Source organism: Serratia sp. CY43202 (assembly GCF_052168755.1).
GTDB classification, from domain to species: Bacteria; Pseudomonadota; Gammaproteobacteria; order Enterobacterales; family Enterobacteriaceae; genus Serratia; species Serratia bockelmannii.
Window position 1 is genome coordinate 570,895 of record NZ_JBJNMB010000003.1, and the last position, 15,907, is coordinate 586,801.

The 15,907-nt window shown below is 59.4% G+C and carries 8 protein-coding genes and 2 rRNA genes; 5 read left to right on the forward strand and 5 right to left on the reverse strand.

Annotated elements, in window-relative coordinates; translation table 11 throughout:
• Positions 1-35 precede the first annotated feature (35 nt).
• On the reverse strand, positions 36-2,129 hold the full coding sequence (locus ACJ8J5_RS09175; protein WP_033638948.1) for a TonB-dependent receptor: 2,094 nt from the start codon (positions 2,127-2,129) through the stop codon (positions 36-38).
• 535 nt (positions 2,130-2,664) lie between these two features.
• On the opposite strand from ACJ8J5_RS09175, the gene ACJ8J5_RS09180 reads away from it, so the two are divergent.
• Positions 2,665-4,275 carry a condensation domain-containing protein gene (locus tag ACJ8J5_RS09180; RefSeq protein WP_261425420.1) on the forward strand — a complete coding sequence of 537 codons (1,611 nt, stop codon included), beginning with the start codon at positions 2,665-2,667 and terminating at the stop codon, positions 4,273-4,275.
• Positions 4,276-4,308: 33 nt separating this feature from the next.
• On the forward strand, positions 4,309-7,404 hold the full coding sequence (locus ACJ8J5_RS09185) for an amino acid adenylation domain-containing protein (RefSeq protein WP_334274227.1): 3,096 nt from the start codon (positions 4,309-4,311) through the stop codon (positions 7,402-7,404).
• Between the two features lie 42 nt (positions 7,405-7,446).
• Here ACJ8J5_RS09185 and ACJ8J5_RS09190 read toward each other — a convergent pair whose 3' ends face one another.
• Both ACJ8J5_RS09190 and gltP read right to left on the reverse strand, forming a co-directional pair.
• The gene (locus ACJ8J5_RS09190; RefSeq protein ID WP_025304957.1) at positions 7,447-8,790 is read right to left on the reverse strand and encodes a condensation domain-containing protein; all 1,344 of its coding nucleotides are present in this window, start codon (positions 8,788-8,790) and stop codon (positions 7,447-7,449) included.
• Positions 8,791-9,063: 273 nt separating this feature from the next.
• Positions 9,064-10,380, reverse strand: a complete 1,317-nt coding sequence (gene gltP / locus ACJ8J5_RS09195) for a glutamate/aspartate:proton symporter GltP (RefSeq protein ID WP_043142347.1) — start codon at positions 10,378-10,380, stop codon at positions 9,064-9,066.
• A 901-nt stretch (positions 10,381-11,281) separates the two neighbouring features.
• On the opposite strand from gltP, the gene acs reads away from it, so the two are divergent.
• The 3 genes from acs to actP all read left to right on the forward strand — a co-directional run bounded on the left by acs (position 11,282) and on the right by actP (position 15,293).
• Positions 11,282-13,240, forward strand: a complete 1,959-nt coding sequence (acs, locus tag ACJ8J5_RS09200; RefSeq protein ID WP_197827901.1) for an acetate--CoA ligase — start codon at positions 11,282-11,284, stop codon at positions 13,238-13,240.
• 92 nt (positions 13,241-13,332) lie between these two features.
• Positions 13,333-13,644: a DUF485 domain-containing protein gene (locus ACJ8J5_RS09205; protein WP_004930047.1), complete on the forward strand. Its 312-nt coding sequence runs from the start codon at positions 13,333-13,335 to the stop codon at positions 13,642-13,644.
• Positions 13,641-15,293 (forward strand): cation/acetate symporter ActP, encoded by a 1,653-nt coding sequence (gene actP / locus ACJ8J5_RS09210; RefSeq protein ID WP_334274228.1) that lies wholly within the window; start codon positions 13,641-13,643, stop codon positions 15,291-15,293. Before ACJ8J5_RS09205 ends, actP begins: the two co-directional genes overlap by 4 nt.
• 178 nt (positions 15,294-15,471) lie before the next feature.
• On the opposite strand, the gene rrf is transcribed toward actP, so the two are convergent.
• Positions 15,472-15,587, reverse strand: a 5S ribosomal RNA gene (gene rrf / locus ACJ8J5_RS09215).
• A 99-nt stretch (positions 15,588-15,686) separates the two neighbouring features.
• Positions 15,687-15,907, reverse strand: a 23S ribosomal RNA gene (locus ACJ8J5_RS09220); the annotation flags it as partial.

The window sequence follows — 15,907 nt, forward strand, 5'->3', positions numbered from 1 at the left end:
CGGGGGACATTCGTCCCCCCATCATCGCGATAGCGTTAGAAATTCAGCTCAACCGCCGCGCCGACCATGCGCGGGCGCTGCTGCGTCGCGGTGTAGATATCGTTGCCGCCAACCATGATGCGACGCTCGGAGTCGAACAGGTTTTGCGCAAACAGCGTGGCGCGCCCATAGGCGAAGGTGTAGGCCAGCTGGGCGTTAGCCGACCAGTAAGAACCTATACGCCCGCGCGAATCGTTGTCATACGCCGAGTAATAGGAGTCCGAGAACGCCACGTTAGTACTCACTTCCCACCCTTTCAGGAACTGATATTTGGCGCCCATGTTGGCGGTGTAAGCCGGCGCGCGTCCCAATTCATGCCCTTCCACGCCGCTGCCCGAGAACTTTTTGATCTTGGTTTTCAGCAGGCCAACGTTACCGAACAGCTCGAAGTCCCAACGCGGCTGCCAGGTGGCGCCGATTTCCGCGCCGTAGGTTTCCACCTTGTCGGCGTTGCGGATCACGCTGGAATTTTCACCCAGGTAATAAGGCAGCTGCATGTCTTTGTAATCGTTGTAGAACACGTTGCTGGTCAGCACCACGTTGGCGTCTTTCAGGTGATGGCGGGTGTACAACTCATAGTTCCAGACATACTCGGAACCGTAGGTGTAACTGACGATCGGGCTGCTGAGAGTAATGCCTGCACCGCCAGCGTTATAACCGCGAGCGATCTTGGCACCGTAGGTTTGGGTGTCCGTCGGTTTCCAGGCCACGTCCAGTTTCGGCAGGAACACCGTGTAGGTTTCGTCGAAGTCGATGCGCACCGCCTTGCTGCCGCCATTGCGTTGGCGATGTTCGCGTTCCAGGCGGCTGGCGGCAGTCACGTCCACCTGCGGCGTCAGCGCATAGGTCAGCTCAGCGAAGGCCGAGTTAGTGTCGGTTTTATCTTTAAAAGTCGCGCCGCCGAAGATATTGACGAACTCATCCTGCTTGGCGTGGAAATAACGCAGCCCCGCCAGCCCGTGCAGGCGGCTGTCCGCGCCGCCGAAGCGTACCACCGGTTCTACGTGCACCTCTTTACCGCCGATGTCGGCGTACGGCAGCTGATAAGCCGTGGCGCGGTTAATGTTGAAATCGGTATAGATAACGCGGTTTTCCAACGCCAGGCCATCGGAGGCCTCCCAGGCCAGATCCCAGATCCCGCTGTTCACATTGCTTTTGAACACCGGCCGACGGATGTCGTGACGCGCACTCGCAGGATGCGGCTGCGGGTTGAGGCTTTCGTTCTGCGGTGCGGTGCTGCCAAAGTGGTTAAAGGTCAACTTGGTGGTCAGATCGCGCAAACCGGCCGGGTTGAACAGCAGCTTGGCACGGGCGGTGGTGGCCTCCACTTCACGCGGATCGCCCACCGGCTCATAGGCCGGCAGGTCAGCATCGCTGCGGCGACGCTGGCGATCGACGCTGACACGGAACGCCAACTGGTCTTCCACCAGCGGGCCGGACGCCATGGCGGCTAGTTGAGAGGAGTGCTGATTGCCGGCCCCGCCCTTGAAGGCGCTTTCCCATTCGAAGGTCGGGTCTTTACTGGCCATGACGATGGCGCCGGCGATGGCGTTGCGCCCCTGAATGTAACTTTGCGGGCCGCGGAACACTTCAACGCGATCCAGATCCCACAACGATTGCGGTCCGTAGGCTTGTTCGTTATAGGTCAGCGAACGGCCGTCCAACGACAGATTGAGGCGCGGCCTGGTGCCGCTGAGGAAAGCGCCGGCACCGGTGGTCGGGCCGGAGCCGTCAACGCCACGCACGGTTGGCAGATCGTTGCCGATGCCGACATCCACCACGTTGGGGGTCATGCGCAGCAAATCGGGAACCTGTGTCGCATTAGGCATAGAGGAGATGCGGTTGCTGTCGAACACTTCGACGCTGGAGCCGGTGTCGAAAATGGAACGTTTGACCTTCTCACCGGTAACCAGCAGCGTTTCCGCGTCCTGGTAGGTTTCGTTGCTCTTGGTTTCCGCCGCGTTGACGTTACCGATCGCCAGTGAACAAACCCCTAAAAATACGGAGGAAAACGCCCCAATGGCTTTCAACCCCGCCTTTTCCCCGTTTCCTACGCTTTCATGCCGTTGAGCCGCAAAATGCTTGCCCATAGATGTCTTCTCCTTTCATCCCAGAGGTGCACAAAATTTGATTTTTTTTTACACAACCTACATCGACACTCACACAGACCATGACGCTGCGGCCTTCCCGGCCTTGCTGTTGCTTATCCCTGCGGCAAACCCATGCCTTTCGCGGCCGGACGGGCGCGGCCCCGTCCACGGCTAAGCCGCCGGCGGAGCGGCCGGCAGCTTGTATAAAAACGTAAAATAATGTTAAGAATGATAATATTTTGCATTTTCTAATGCAAATCATTATCAACAAAGGTGTGAGACCTGACAAGATAACTGCCAGAAACCCTTATACTTTCGCAGGGAAAACGAGCGCTGCAATAACAAGCAATCATTTCAATGCTAAGAATAATATAGATAAATTATTCACACCCAATGCCCTCACTGCCCGGCGTCGCTAAAACGCCTTATAGATAGCACCCGATCGCCAAATGGATCAAATAATAATAATTTTCATTCCTATTAACATTTGGATATATTCTTGCAGTCTCGTTGGCTGAATCAAAATGGATACCCGATGAAAGCTTTGACCACGATGCAGGCCGCCTATTGGGTAGGCCGACAGTCCGCTCCTCCCCTCGGCGGCATGGCCGCCCACCTGTATGCGGAATTCGACGGCGGCGAGCTGGATACCGCTCGGCTGCGCCAGGCCGTCGAGGCGCTGTACCTGCACCATCCGCTGTTACGTCTGCGCATTACCGACGATGGCCGGCAGACGATCGCGCCTCCCGGCCCTCGGCACGCCTTGCATCTCGACGATTGGCAGCACGCCGATGAAGCAACGCTGGCAGCCGCGCTCGCCGCCAAACGCCAGGCAAAAAGCACCCAGCTGCTGCCGCTGGAACAGGGCGTGCCCTGCGATATCAGCCTGAGCCTGTTGCCGGAAGGGCGCAGCCGCCTGCATGTCGATCTCGACATGATCGCCGGCGATGCCATGAGCTTTCGCCTGTTGATGGAGGATCTGACGGCGTTTTATCACCGGTGTCCGCCGCCCCCCTCCGATGACGCACCAGCGGCCTACTTTGATCACCTCGAACGACGCGACGCCGACGAGGCGCTACGCCAGCGGCGCGAACGCGGCCAGCGTTGGTGGCGTGAACGCCTGGCGCAGGTGCCCCCGGCGCCGCGCCTGCTGCGCACGCCGGACCGCTGCCGCAGCGATCGCCTGGCCGTACAGCTGAATGCAGAAGAAAGCCGCGCGCTGGAGAATGTCGCCAAGCGGCACCACACCTCTCTCTCTACGCTGTTTTTAGCGCTGTTCGCACTGGCCGTCGGCCAGGGTTGGAATATGACGCGCTTCCGGCTCAACGTGCCGCTGTTCCACCGCGAAAGCGAACGGGAGGACGCGCATCGTCTTATCGGCGATTTCTCTAACCTGGTGCTGCTCGGCGTGGAGCTGAACCCGACGGAAAACCTGAGCGCTTTCTGCCGGCGCCTGATGGCACAGCTGGCAGAGCTTATCGAACATGCGGATTACCCCGGCGTGAGCGTGATGCGCGATCTGTCGCGCCTGCACGGCAGCCTGCAGCCTTCGCCGGTGGTGTTTACCGCTGGTTTCGGCATCCGCGGCAAGACGCTGTTTTCCGAACGGGTCACCGACACCTTCGGCCGTCTCGGCTGGGTCATCTCTCAAGGACCGCAGGTTGCGCTGGATGCGCAGGTCGCCCACGTCGACGACGGCATTCTGATTAACTGGGACGTGCGGCTGGACGCATTCCCCGAGCACGCGCTGCCGCGCCTGCTGGCCTGTTATCGTGCGCTGCTGCACCTGGCCGCACGGCAAACGGAGGCGTTCGATCGCCCGCTGTCACAGCTGTTGGCGCAATGCACACCCGACGCGCTGGCGCAGCAGGCACCGGTGCGCCAGGTGCTGCACCGGCTGCTGGCGCGGGTGGCTCCCGAGGCTAGCTTGCACGACCACGACGATATCCACCGCTTGGCCCTGCCGGATGCTGGGGTGAACGCGCTGCTGACGGTGCTCAACAAATATCTGGCGGCGGCGCTGACGGCGCAGGATCTGGCGGCGCATCCCTCTCCGGCGGCGCTGGCGGCATTGATCTGCCAACGCTCGCCCGAGGCAGGACGGAATGCGAAAACGCTGCTCGCCTCGCTGGCGCCGCAGCACTGAGATTTAATCGGTTAGCGACTATAGGGAAGTACCATGGAGACACCATTAACCGCACTGCAGCAGGCCTATCTTCTGGGCCGCAGCGATCGATGGCCGCTGGGCGGCGTGGCGATGCACGACTTTCGCGAATATCGCGCCCGGCAGCTGGACGTACCGCGCCTTGAAGCGCGCCTGACCGAGCTGGTTCAACACTACCCGGCACTGCGCACCTGCATCGATGTGCCGCGCGGCACGCAGCACGTACGCCCGGAAACCACGCTGCATCTGGATCGCCACGATCTGCGCGCCCTTGATGGTGAAGCGGCGCAGCGCCAGGTCGAACAACTGCGCGCGCGTTACTCCCACCAGCGCCACGATCCGAGCCAACCGCTGTGGCGCATCGCCGTGATCCAACTTGCCGAACAGCAGGATCCGACGGGATCGCCGTACGATACGCTGATCTTTACCAGCTTCGATGCCTTGATCTTAGACGGCCAGGGGATCTCCACCGTGATCGCGCGCCTGTTCGACGATCGCCCTCTGGCGCCGACCGCCGCCGCCTTGCCGCCCCCCGCCGCATCGGCGGCGCAACGCCAGGCCGATGCCGCCTACTGGCGCGAAAAGCTGCAGGATGTCACCACCCCGTCGGCGTTGCCGTGGCGCGCCCCGCTCGCCAATCTCACCTCATCACGCTATCGCCGCGCCAGCCTGACGTTGCCGCACGACACGGTTAAACAGCTTGGCCGTCTGGGATCGCCGCATGCGCTGCTGCGCAACAGCCTGCTGTCGGCGCTGATCCTCGATACGCTGGCCCACTGGACCACCGACGGCGAGCTGTGCGTCGGGGTGCCGGTGGCGTTCCCCGCCGCCGACGGCGCCCTGGGCAACGCCTCCAGCTTCGTGGCGGTGCGCTATTCGCGCTACGGCGAAGACTTTATCCAGCGCGCGCAAGCCTTGCAGGACGACGTGCTCGGCGCGCTCGATCACCTGGCGTTTTCCGGCGTCGATCTGGCGCGGCAGTTGCTCGGCCAAAGCCAGGGCGGCCCGGCGCTGCCGGTGATCCTGACCAATTGCCTGGGTTGGGAAACGCTGCCAGCCGAGGCGCCGGTGCGCTTTCACGACGGCCTGACCCAAACGCCGCAGGTCGCCATCGATATCCGCCTGACGTTGGACAGCGAAAAAAATCTGCAGCTGTGCGTGGACTACGCCGAGCAGGCGCTGCATGGCGAACAGGTAGAAGCGATGCTGGCGGCGTTGCAGCGACGCATCCTGCACAGTTGCCAACGGGCCGACCTGGCGATCGCGCCGCGCGACTTCATCGATCTGGCGCATTACCGCCACAACGACAGCGAAGCGAATTACGCGCCTTATCCTTATCTGGCGCAGCTGGCCGAGCGGCTGTTCGGCGCGCAAGACGGCGGCAATGCGCTGATCTGCGGCGAGCAGACGCTAACCTACCGCGAGCTGGGCCAGCGGATCGCCACGGCGATCGCCAACCTGCAGAGCCGCGGCGTGCAGCCGGGCAACGTGGTGGCACTGTATCTGCCGCGCAGCCCGGAACAGATCATCTTCAGCCTCGCCTGCGCCCTGCAGGGCGTGATCTGGGTGCCTATCGATATCAACTCGCCGCCGGAACGCACCGCCTACCTGCTGGAGAATTGCCGGCCGACGCTGGTAGTGCACGGCGGCGATCTCGAAACGCCGATCGGCGTGACGCCGGCGACCCTGCTGGCGCAGGCGGATCGCGCACCCGCGCTGCCGGATGAACGGACGCTGGTTGAACGCAGCGCCAGCCAGGCCGCGAGCTACTACCTGTATACCTCCGGCACCACCGGTAAGCCTAAATGCGTGGTGCTTAACAACCGCGCCACCGCCAACGTCGTGCACCAAACCCAACAGCGCTGGAGAGTCACCGCCGACGATGTCTTCATTTCCGTTACGCCGCCGCACCATGACATGTCGATGTTCGATCTGTTCGGTTCGCTGTGCGCCGGCGCCACGCTGGTGCTGCCGGCGCCACATCAGGAAAAGGATGCCATCAGCTGGAACCAACTGGTGAAAAAACATCGGGTCACCCTGTGGTGTTCGGTACCCGCCATTCTGGAGATGCTGCTCACCTGCAAAACGGCCGACAGCCTGCGCTCGCTGCGCCTGGTGGCGCAAGGCGGCGACTATATCAAGCCGGCGACGGTACAAACCCTGCGTACCCTGAGCCAGGATCTCGCGCTGTTCTCACTCGGCGGGCCGACCGAAACCACCATCTGGAGCATCTGGCACCCGATCGCCCCACAGGAGAGCGGCACCGTGCCTTACGGCCGCCCGCTGCCGGCTAACCGCTACTTTATCTGCCATGACGACGGCAGCCACTGCCCGGCCGGCGTGGTCGGCCGCATTCACACCGCCGGGGTGAACCTGGCGTTAGGCTATCTGGAGCAGGGGGAGCTGAAGCAGCACGATTTCGTTACCCTCGAAGGACCGGACGGGCAACCGCTGCGCGCTTTCCGCACCGGCGATCAGGGCTATTACCGTGCGGACGGCAACATCATGTTCGCCACCCGGGTGAACGGCTATGTGAAGATCCGCGGCGTGCGCGTCTCGCTGCCGGAAATCGAAGACGTGCTGCGCCGCCATCCGGCGATCCTGGATATGGTAGTGGTGGATTATCCCAGCGGAGAGAACAACGAGGCAGCGCTCGGCGCCCTGTATCTGACCCGCGACGGCAAGCCGCTGCCGCTGTCCGAGATCCGCGCCTTCGCCACCGGCTATCTGCCCTGTACCCATATCCCCACGCGCTTTATCCATGCCGAGGCGCTGCCGCTGTCCGCCAACGGTAAAACCGATCGCCATCGCATCCGCGCCGACCTGAGCCACCAGCAAACCGCGCCGGCGTTGAACGCCTGCGCGGCCCCGCCGCCGAACGCACCGGTGGCGCGCAGCGCCGAGATCCTGACCATTTACTGGCAGGCGATTGGCGTAACGCCGCGCCCGGACTGGGGGGAAGAGACGGCGTTTATCGCCATGGGACTGAAGCTGCCGCATATCAAACAGGTGACGGCACGCCTCAATGACGCTTTCGGCACCCGTCTGGTAAGCAGTGCGCTCTTGCCATGCAAGAACGCACGCGAAGTGGCGGCGTTGCTGGCCAGCTGAAACCATACCACTCGGGCGGGGACATCCCCCGCCCGCATTTTCTCAGGCGGGTAACGCCGTCAGGGCCGCCAGCGGTTGCTCCCAGGCTTCCTGCTGCAGCGCACGCAACAGAAATTCTTGCAGCGCCTCGCCATAGTCCAACGCATCCTCCGTCGGGAACTGTTCCAGATAAATATCGATATCCACCTGCAGATCGCGGGCGTCGGTGCGGCCGCGATACGTCAGGTTAAAACCGTCGCCCGAGCCGCCGGCCAATACGCTGCGGGTACCGCGACAGCCAGTAAAACGAGGCGCATCGAAGGGTTGCACGTTGATGAAGGGGGAAATAAAGAAGCGCGAGCCCGGATCCACACCGCGATCGGCGGCCAATTGGCGCAGACGGTAGCCGGCGTGGCTGCGCAGCTCCCGCAGCTGCTGCGTCAGCGTGGTGAGAAAGCTCCCCAGCGTCTCCGCTTGCGGCGGTGACACCAGCAGCGGCAGCGTGTTGACCGCCAGCGAAGGCACGTTAGTGGCTGCCTGCCCACGGCGATTCATCGCCGGCATCCACATCGGCAGCGTATCGCCTTGCCGGGCACAGCGCGGCATCACCTGAAACAGCCAGGCCGCCGACAGCGCCACCAGCAAGTCGGGCCAATTGATGCCGCTACGCTCCGCCAACTGCGCCAGAGAGTGCGACACCGCCGCCGGCAGCCGGTGGTGGGTGCTCAGACGCCGTACGCCATAGGCCTCACCGCCCTTGCGCACCGTCGGCAGCACCTGCGACGGCGGCAGATAGGTCTGCCAAAAGCGCCGATCGCGCTCGCATCGCTCAGAATCAGCGTAGGCCAGCTCGGCCTGTTGAAAGACGTCGAAGGCGCCCAGAGGCATACCTGCGCTGCCCTCACCCAGATAGTGCGCATATAACGCGGCGCAGCGGTGTTCGATCAGGGCCATGCCGAAGCCATCAACCAGAATATGGTGCGCACGCACGTACCAGAGGTAGCGCTCCGGCCCCAGCTTGAGCAGCCAGGCTGCGGCTAACGGTTCGCTGTGCAGCGCCCGGCGCTGCGCGATATCTTCGCGCATCAGGTTTTGCGCCGCCTGCCAGGGATCGTCGTGCGTTTGCAGATCGATGCGTTGCAATGGCGGCGTGCGCTGTGGATCGTAACGTAACAGCGGGGGAGAGTCGCCATGCCGCTCACCAAAGCGCAAGGCAAACGCCTGCGTCTCGGCGAGAGTGGTGGCGATCGCCCGGCAGAGCGTCTCTTCCTCTACCGCGCCGCACAGTTCGGTGCAATGTGCGACGGTGGACAGAGTCTGCCCAGGGTGCAAGGTGTGTTCTTCCCAGAAATCAAGCTGCGCTGGCGCCAGCGGCAACCATTCAGAGGCCAAAGCGGTGTCCGACATGTTACCTACCTTTGATAAGCCCGAATAAAGACGTCGAGCGGGCGTAACCCCGCCGTTCAACGGCTTTTGCGTGTCTCCATACATCATCAAATGAAAATGATAATAACATCTATTATCATTTCTATTAATTTGGTAACACTTTAGATTTTGTTAAGCGGGGATGCAAGTCGCGCAGTTGGGCAGAGAAAAGAAAGTGGCAGGTTGAAGGGCCATAAAAACAAAACGCCCCGGCACAACTGCCTGGGGCGTTTTTAACGTCGGCGATACTCGTGATTAGGCCTGGTTGGCCGGCTTCACCTTCTGCGCCAGAAACTCCGTTTCGTAAGCCAGCGCCTTCTTGCGATCGAACTGGTGCTCCCACTTGGCGATCACCAGTACCGCCAGCGCGTTGCCCACCACGTTCAGCGCGGTACGCGCCATATCCAGGATACGGTCCACGCCGGCGATGAACGCCAGGCCTTCCAGCGGGATGCCGACGCTGCCCAACGTCGCCAGCAGCACCACGAACGAGACCCCCGGCACGCCGGCGATCCCTTTCGAGGTTACCATCAGCGTCAGCACCAGCACGATCTCCTGCCCCAACGACAGTTCGATGCCGTACAGCTGGGCGATAAAGATAGCGGCGATGCTCTGGTACAGCGTCGAGCCATCCAGGTTAAAGGAGTAGCCAGTCGGCACCACGAAGCTAGTGATCGACTTGGGCGCGCCGTAAGCCTCCATCTTTTCGATGATGCGCGGCAGCACCGTTTCCGAGCTGGCGGTGGAATAAGCCAGGATCAGTTCGTCTTTCAGGATGCGGATCAGCGTCCAGATGCGCAGATTGCACAGCCGGGCGACCGCCCCCAGCACCACCAGGGCGAAGAACGCGATGGCGAAGTATACCAGCAGCACCAGCTTGGCCAGCGGCAGCAGCGAAGCGAAACCGAAGTTGGCTACCGTGACCGAAATCAGACCGAATACCCCGATCGGCGCATAGCGCATGATCATGTGGGTGACTTTGAACATGCTCTCGGACACCGCCTTGAACACCTTCAGCAACGGCTCTTTGGTCTCTTTCGGCAACGACGACAGCCCCAGACCGAACAGCACCGAGAAGAAGATAATCGGCAGCATGTCGCCCTTGGCCATCGACGAGAAGACGTTCGATGGGATCAGCGACAGAATGGTCGCCACCAGACTGTGCGAACCGCTTTGCACCTGTTCGGTGGTTTTCTCATACTGCGAAATGTCCACCGTGGTCAACGTCGACATGTCGATGCCGTGGCCGGGTTGGAATACGTTGGCCAGCGTCAACCCCACCACGATGGCGATCGTGGTGATCACTTCGAAGTAAATAATGGTTTTCAATCCGATGCGGCCCAGCTTTTTCGCATCCCCCACGCCGGCAATACCGACGATCAGCGTGGAAATAACGATCGGCACCACAATCATCTTGATCAGACGAATAAAGATATCACCCGCCGGGCTGAGAATATTGCTGACCAGCCACTCACGAGATTCTGTCTGGTTGTGCAATACCGCGCCAACAATAATACCCAGTACCAACGCGATCAGGATTTGCCAAGCCAGGCTAATTTTTACACTTTTCATACCCAAAAAGTCCTCAAAGACTCTTTGCGCCGTACAAAGTCGCAACACGGCGAAAAGAATACTTAATCATTTATTACAGGCTTATGTTAATTCAGTGGAAGCGTTCACCTGCCCTGGGTGCGACGCAGTATAAATCTGTATCATCCGGGCGGCATGCTCTGCAAGCCTTGATTTGTCAGGGTTGAGCGCTGAATCGAATCACAAAAATTTCGCGTAACTATTTCAAATGGCATAATTGCTTGTTATTAAAAACATAATTTTTCAGATAATGAAGCACATAACCGCGCCGGTGACGTTTTTTTGAACGCGATTAAAATGCGTTATTTTTCGTCCATTCTGCATATTTAGTCCGCACCGAATGTTTATATTTTGTTACTCAAAAGTCAAATAAATGGGAATTGGCCGAGTGACATTTTCACCCATAAATGCAGCGCCATTTTATATTTAGATTAAAAATCGAACGATACCGCAGGATGAATGCCATAGGGTATTTCCCGATTTTTCATCAGGTATGAAGCATTAATAGAACGTTATTTCACGATGTGCCGTCCATCGTTATATCGCGTTAATACCAACTTCGAATATTAATAGCGAAAAATAATCAAAAAAGATTTATAGCGCGAAATAATGCTGGTCTCTCCCATCCTTATTAAGCGCGAGGCAAATACCCTCGCCTTTTTTTATTCTTTTTTGTTCTTTAGATAAGTGTTTTTGGTTAAAAACGTGGGTTTATGAGGATTTAAGCGCCAAATAGATAGATATGCCCTGCAAATGCGACAGAACGATTACAAATCAATATCTTTGTTGCGTGATCTGCCGCGCAAAAAAGAAACAAAGAATCGTAGCAAACTATACTTAACCTTCAGTTGACATATCATTAACAACTTCAAGGAGAAAAGCTATGAGCCAACTGCATAAACACGCTATTCCTTCTGCAATTGCAGAACGCGCCCTGATTAATCCGGCACAATACCAACAGTATTATCAACAGTCGGTTCAAGACCCAGAGGCTTTCTGGGGTGAGCATGGCAAAATCCTGGACTGGATCAAACCCTATACCAAAGTCAAAAACACCTCGTTCGATCCGGGCCACGTCAGCATCCGTTGGTTTGAAGACGGCACGTTGAACCTGGCGGCCAACTGTCTGGATCGTCATTTGGCCGAGCGCGGCGACCAGACCGCCATTATCTGGGAAGGCGACGACCCGACCCAATCCAAGAACGTGACTTACAAACAGCTGCACCATGACGTCTGCCAGTTCGCCAACGTGCTGAAAAAGCTCGGCGTGAAAAAAGGCGACGTGGTGGCTATCTATATGCCGATGGTGCCGGAAGCGGCGGTCGCGATGCTGGCCTGCGCGCGTATCGGCGCCGTACATTCGGTGATCTTCGGCGGCTTCTCACCGGAAGCGGTCGCCGGACGCATTATCGACTCCAACGCTAGGCTGGTGATCACCGCCGATGAAGGCCTGCGCGCCGGCCGTGCCGTGCCGCTGAAAAAGAACGTCGACGATGCGCTGAAAAATCCCGGCGTAGTCAGCGTGGCCAACGTCGTGGTGTTCCAACGCACCGGGAAACCGGGCTACTGGCAGGAAGGGCGCGATCTGTGGTGGCATGAGCTGACCCAGGGCGTCTCCGCCGACTGCCCGCCGGCAGAAGTGAACGCCGAAGATCCGCTGTTTATCCTGTACACCTCCGGCTCGACCGGCAAACCGAAAGGCGTACTGCACACCACCGGCGGCTACCTGGTCTACGCCGCGATGACCTTTAAGTATGTGTTCGACTACCACGACGGCGACATTTATTGGTGCACCGCCGACGTGGGCTGGGTCACCGGCCACAGCTATCTGCTGTACGGCCCGCTGGCCTGCGGCGCCACCACGCTGATGTTCGAAGGCGTGCCTAACTATCCGGGCGTTAATCGCCTGTCGCAAGTGATCGACAAGCACCAGGTCAACATTCTGTATACCGCACCGACCGCCATTCGCGCCCTGATGGCCGAAGGCGACAAGGCGATCGAGGGCACACGACGCGATTCGCTGCGTATCATGGGCTCGGTCGGCGAGCCGATCAACCCGGAAGCCTGGGAGTGGTACTACAACAAGATAGGCAATGCAAAGTGCCCGATCGTCGACACCTGGTGGCAAACCGAAACCGGCGGCTTCATGATTACCCCGCTGCCTGGCGCCACCGAGCTGAAAGCCGGGTCTGCTACGCGGCCTTTCTTCGGCGTACAGCCGGCATTGGTCGATAACGTCGGCACACCGCAGGAAGGCGCCTGCGAAGGCAACCTGGTGATCGTCGATTCCTGGCCGGGCCAGGCGCGTACCCTGTTCGGCGATCATGACCGCTTCGAGCAAACCTACTTCTCGACTTTCAAAGGCATGTACTTCAGCGGTGACGGCGCACGCCGCGACGAAGACGGTTACTACTGGATCACCGGCCGCGTCGATGACGTGCTGAACGTCTCCGGCCACCGTCTGGGCACCGCCGAGATTGAGTCCGCGCTGGTATCGCACCCGAAAATCGCCGAAGCGGCAGTGGTCGGCATTCCTCATAACATCAAAGGCCAGGCGATCTACGCCTACATCACGCTGAACCACGGCGAAGAACCGACGCCGGAGCTCTATACCGAAGTGCGCAACTGGGTGCGCAAAGAGATAGGGCCGATCGCCACGCCGGACGTACTGCACTGGACAGATTCGCTGCCCAAAACGCGCTCCGGCAAGATCATGCGGCGTATCCTGCGCAAAATTGCCGCCGGCGACACCAGCAACCTGGGGGATACCTCTACGCTGGCGGATCCGGCCGTCGTCGACAAGCTGTTGGAAGAAAAACAATCAATGAAAGTGCCGTCATAATTTATGCCGCTTCAGGCCGCTCAATCCGGATCACGCACCGTTGAGCGGCCCTGGCGCGGCGTACTCTCTCAATACCGACTGGAGACACTCTGATGAATGACACCATTTATCAAGGGATTGAAGAAAACCCGCGCTTTAAAGAGCTGGTGAGAAAACGCGGCCGGTTCGCCTGGCTGCTTTCACTGATTACGCTGGCGCTGTACGTCGGCTTTATTCTGTTGATCGCCTTCGATCCGCAATGGCTTGGCACGCCGATCGCCGCCGGATCAACCATCACCCGCGGGATCCCGGTCGGCGTCGGGCTGATCGTGATCTCTTTCGTCTTGACCGGGATCTACGTGTTTCGCGCCAACGGCGAGTTCGATCGTCTCACCGCAGAAATTCTGCGTGAGGTGAAACAATGAAGCGCTTATTGTCCGCCGCCGCGCTGCTGTTGCTGCCAGGCCTGGCCTGGGCCGACGCCATTGGTGGCGAAGTGCAGCGTCAGCCGCTGAACATCCAGGCGATCGTGATGTTTATCCTGTTTGTCGGCGCCACCCTGTACATCACCTACTGGGCTTCCAAACGCACCCGTTCCCGTCAGGACTACTACACCGCGGGCGGGCGCATCACCGGCCTGCAAAACGGGCTGGCGATCGCCGGTGACTTCATGTCCGCCGCCTCGTTCCTCGGTATCTCCGCCTTGGTCTACACCTCGGGCTATGACGGCCTGATCTACTCCATCGGCTTCCTCATTGGCTGGCCGATCATTCTGTTCCTGATCGCAGAGCGCTTGCGCAACCTCGGCCGTTATACCTTTGCTGATGTCGCCTCTTACCGTCTGCAGCAGAAACCGATTCGTACCCTGTCGGCCTGCGGCTCGTTGGTAGTGGTGGCGCTGTATTTGATCGCGCAGATGGTCGGTGCCGGCAAGCTAATCCAGCTGCTGTTCGGACTCAACTACCATGTGGCGGTGATCCTGGTCGGCATCCTGATGGTGCTGTACGTGCTGTTCGGCGGCATGCTGGCCACCACCTGGGTGCAGATCATCAAGGCGGTGCTGCTGCTGGCAGGGGCCAGCTTTATGGCGCTGATGGTGATGAAGTCGGTTAACTTCGACTTCAATACCCTGTTTGCCGAAGCGGTGAAGGTGCACCCGAAAGGCATCGCCATCATGAGCCCCGGTGGTCTGGTCTCCGATCCGATTTCCGCGCTGTCGCTTGGCCTGGCGCTGATGTTCGGCACCGCCGGTCTGCCGCACATCCTGATGCGTTTCTTCACCGTGAGTGACGCCAAGGAAGCGCGCAAGAGCGTGTTCTACGCCACCGGCTTTATCGGTTACTTCTATATTCTGACCTTTATCATCGGCTTCGGCGCCATCTTGCTGGTCAGCGCCAATCCGGCGTTCAAAGACGCCACCGGCGCGCTGCTGGGCGGCACCAATATGGCGGCGGTGCACCTGGCCAATGCCGTTGGCGGCAACTTCTTCCTCGGCTTTATCTCGGCGGTGGCCTTCGCCACCATTCTGGCGGTCGTTGCAGGCCTGACGCTGGCCGGTGCCTCGGCGGTTTCCCACGATCTGTACGCCAGCGTGATGAAAAACGGCAAGGCGACCGAGCGTGACGAGCTGAAGGTCTCAAAGGTCACCGTCGTGGTATTGGGCCTGGTTGCTATTGCCCTGGGGATTTTGTTCGAGAAGCAGAATATCGCCTTTATGGTCGGGCTGGCGTTCTCTATCGCTGCCAGCTGTAACTTCCCTATCATCATCCTGTCGATGTACTGGTCGCGTTTGACGACCCGCGGCGCGATGATTGGCGGCTGGCTGGGTCTGTTAACGGCGGTGATTCTGATGATCCTCGGCCCGACGATCTGGGTGCAGATCCTCGGCCATGAAAAACCGATTTACCCGTATGAATACCCGGCGCTGTTCTCGATGATCGTGGCCTTTGTCGGCACCTGGCTGTTCTCGATCACCGACAGCTCGCTGGCCGGGCAGCAGGAGCGGGAACGCTTCCGGGCGCAGTTTGTCCGTTCGCAAACCGGGCTGGGTATCTCTCAGGGCAGCTCGCATTAATCGAATAATAAGTGAAAAAAAGCAAACACACCCTAATCAAAGGCCCTTCGGGGCCTTTTCTCTGGCTGTCTGTCGGAGATAAGCTGGGGAGAGCAGCGCAGCGTAGCTGCGCTTTTTTACGTTTTACGCATAGCAAAAAGCCCTGAACGTCAGTTCAGGGCTTTCGGCTTTATTTGATGCCTGGCAGTGTCCTACTCTCGCATGGGGAGACCCCACACTACCATCGGCGCTACGGCGTTTCACTTCTGAGTTCGGCATGGGGTCAGGTGGGACCACCGCGCTATTGCCGCCAGGCAAATTCTGTTTCATTCCAACCGCGCCACTCCCGTGTCGCCATCAGAACCAATCTCGGAACTTCGCTGAAAATCTCTCTAAAAACACCTTCGGTGTTGTAAGGTTAAGCCTCACGGATCATTAGTACTGGTTAGCTCAATGCATCGCTGCACTTACACACCCAGCCTATCAACGTCTTAGTCTTAAACGTTCCTTCAGGGGCCTTAAAGGCCCAGGGAAGACTCATCTTGAGGCAAGTTTCGCGCTTAGATGCTTTCAGCGCTTATCTTTTCCGCACTTAGCTACCGGGCAATGCCATTGGCATGACAACCCGAACACCA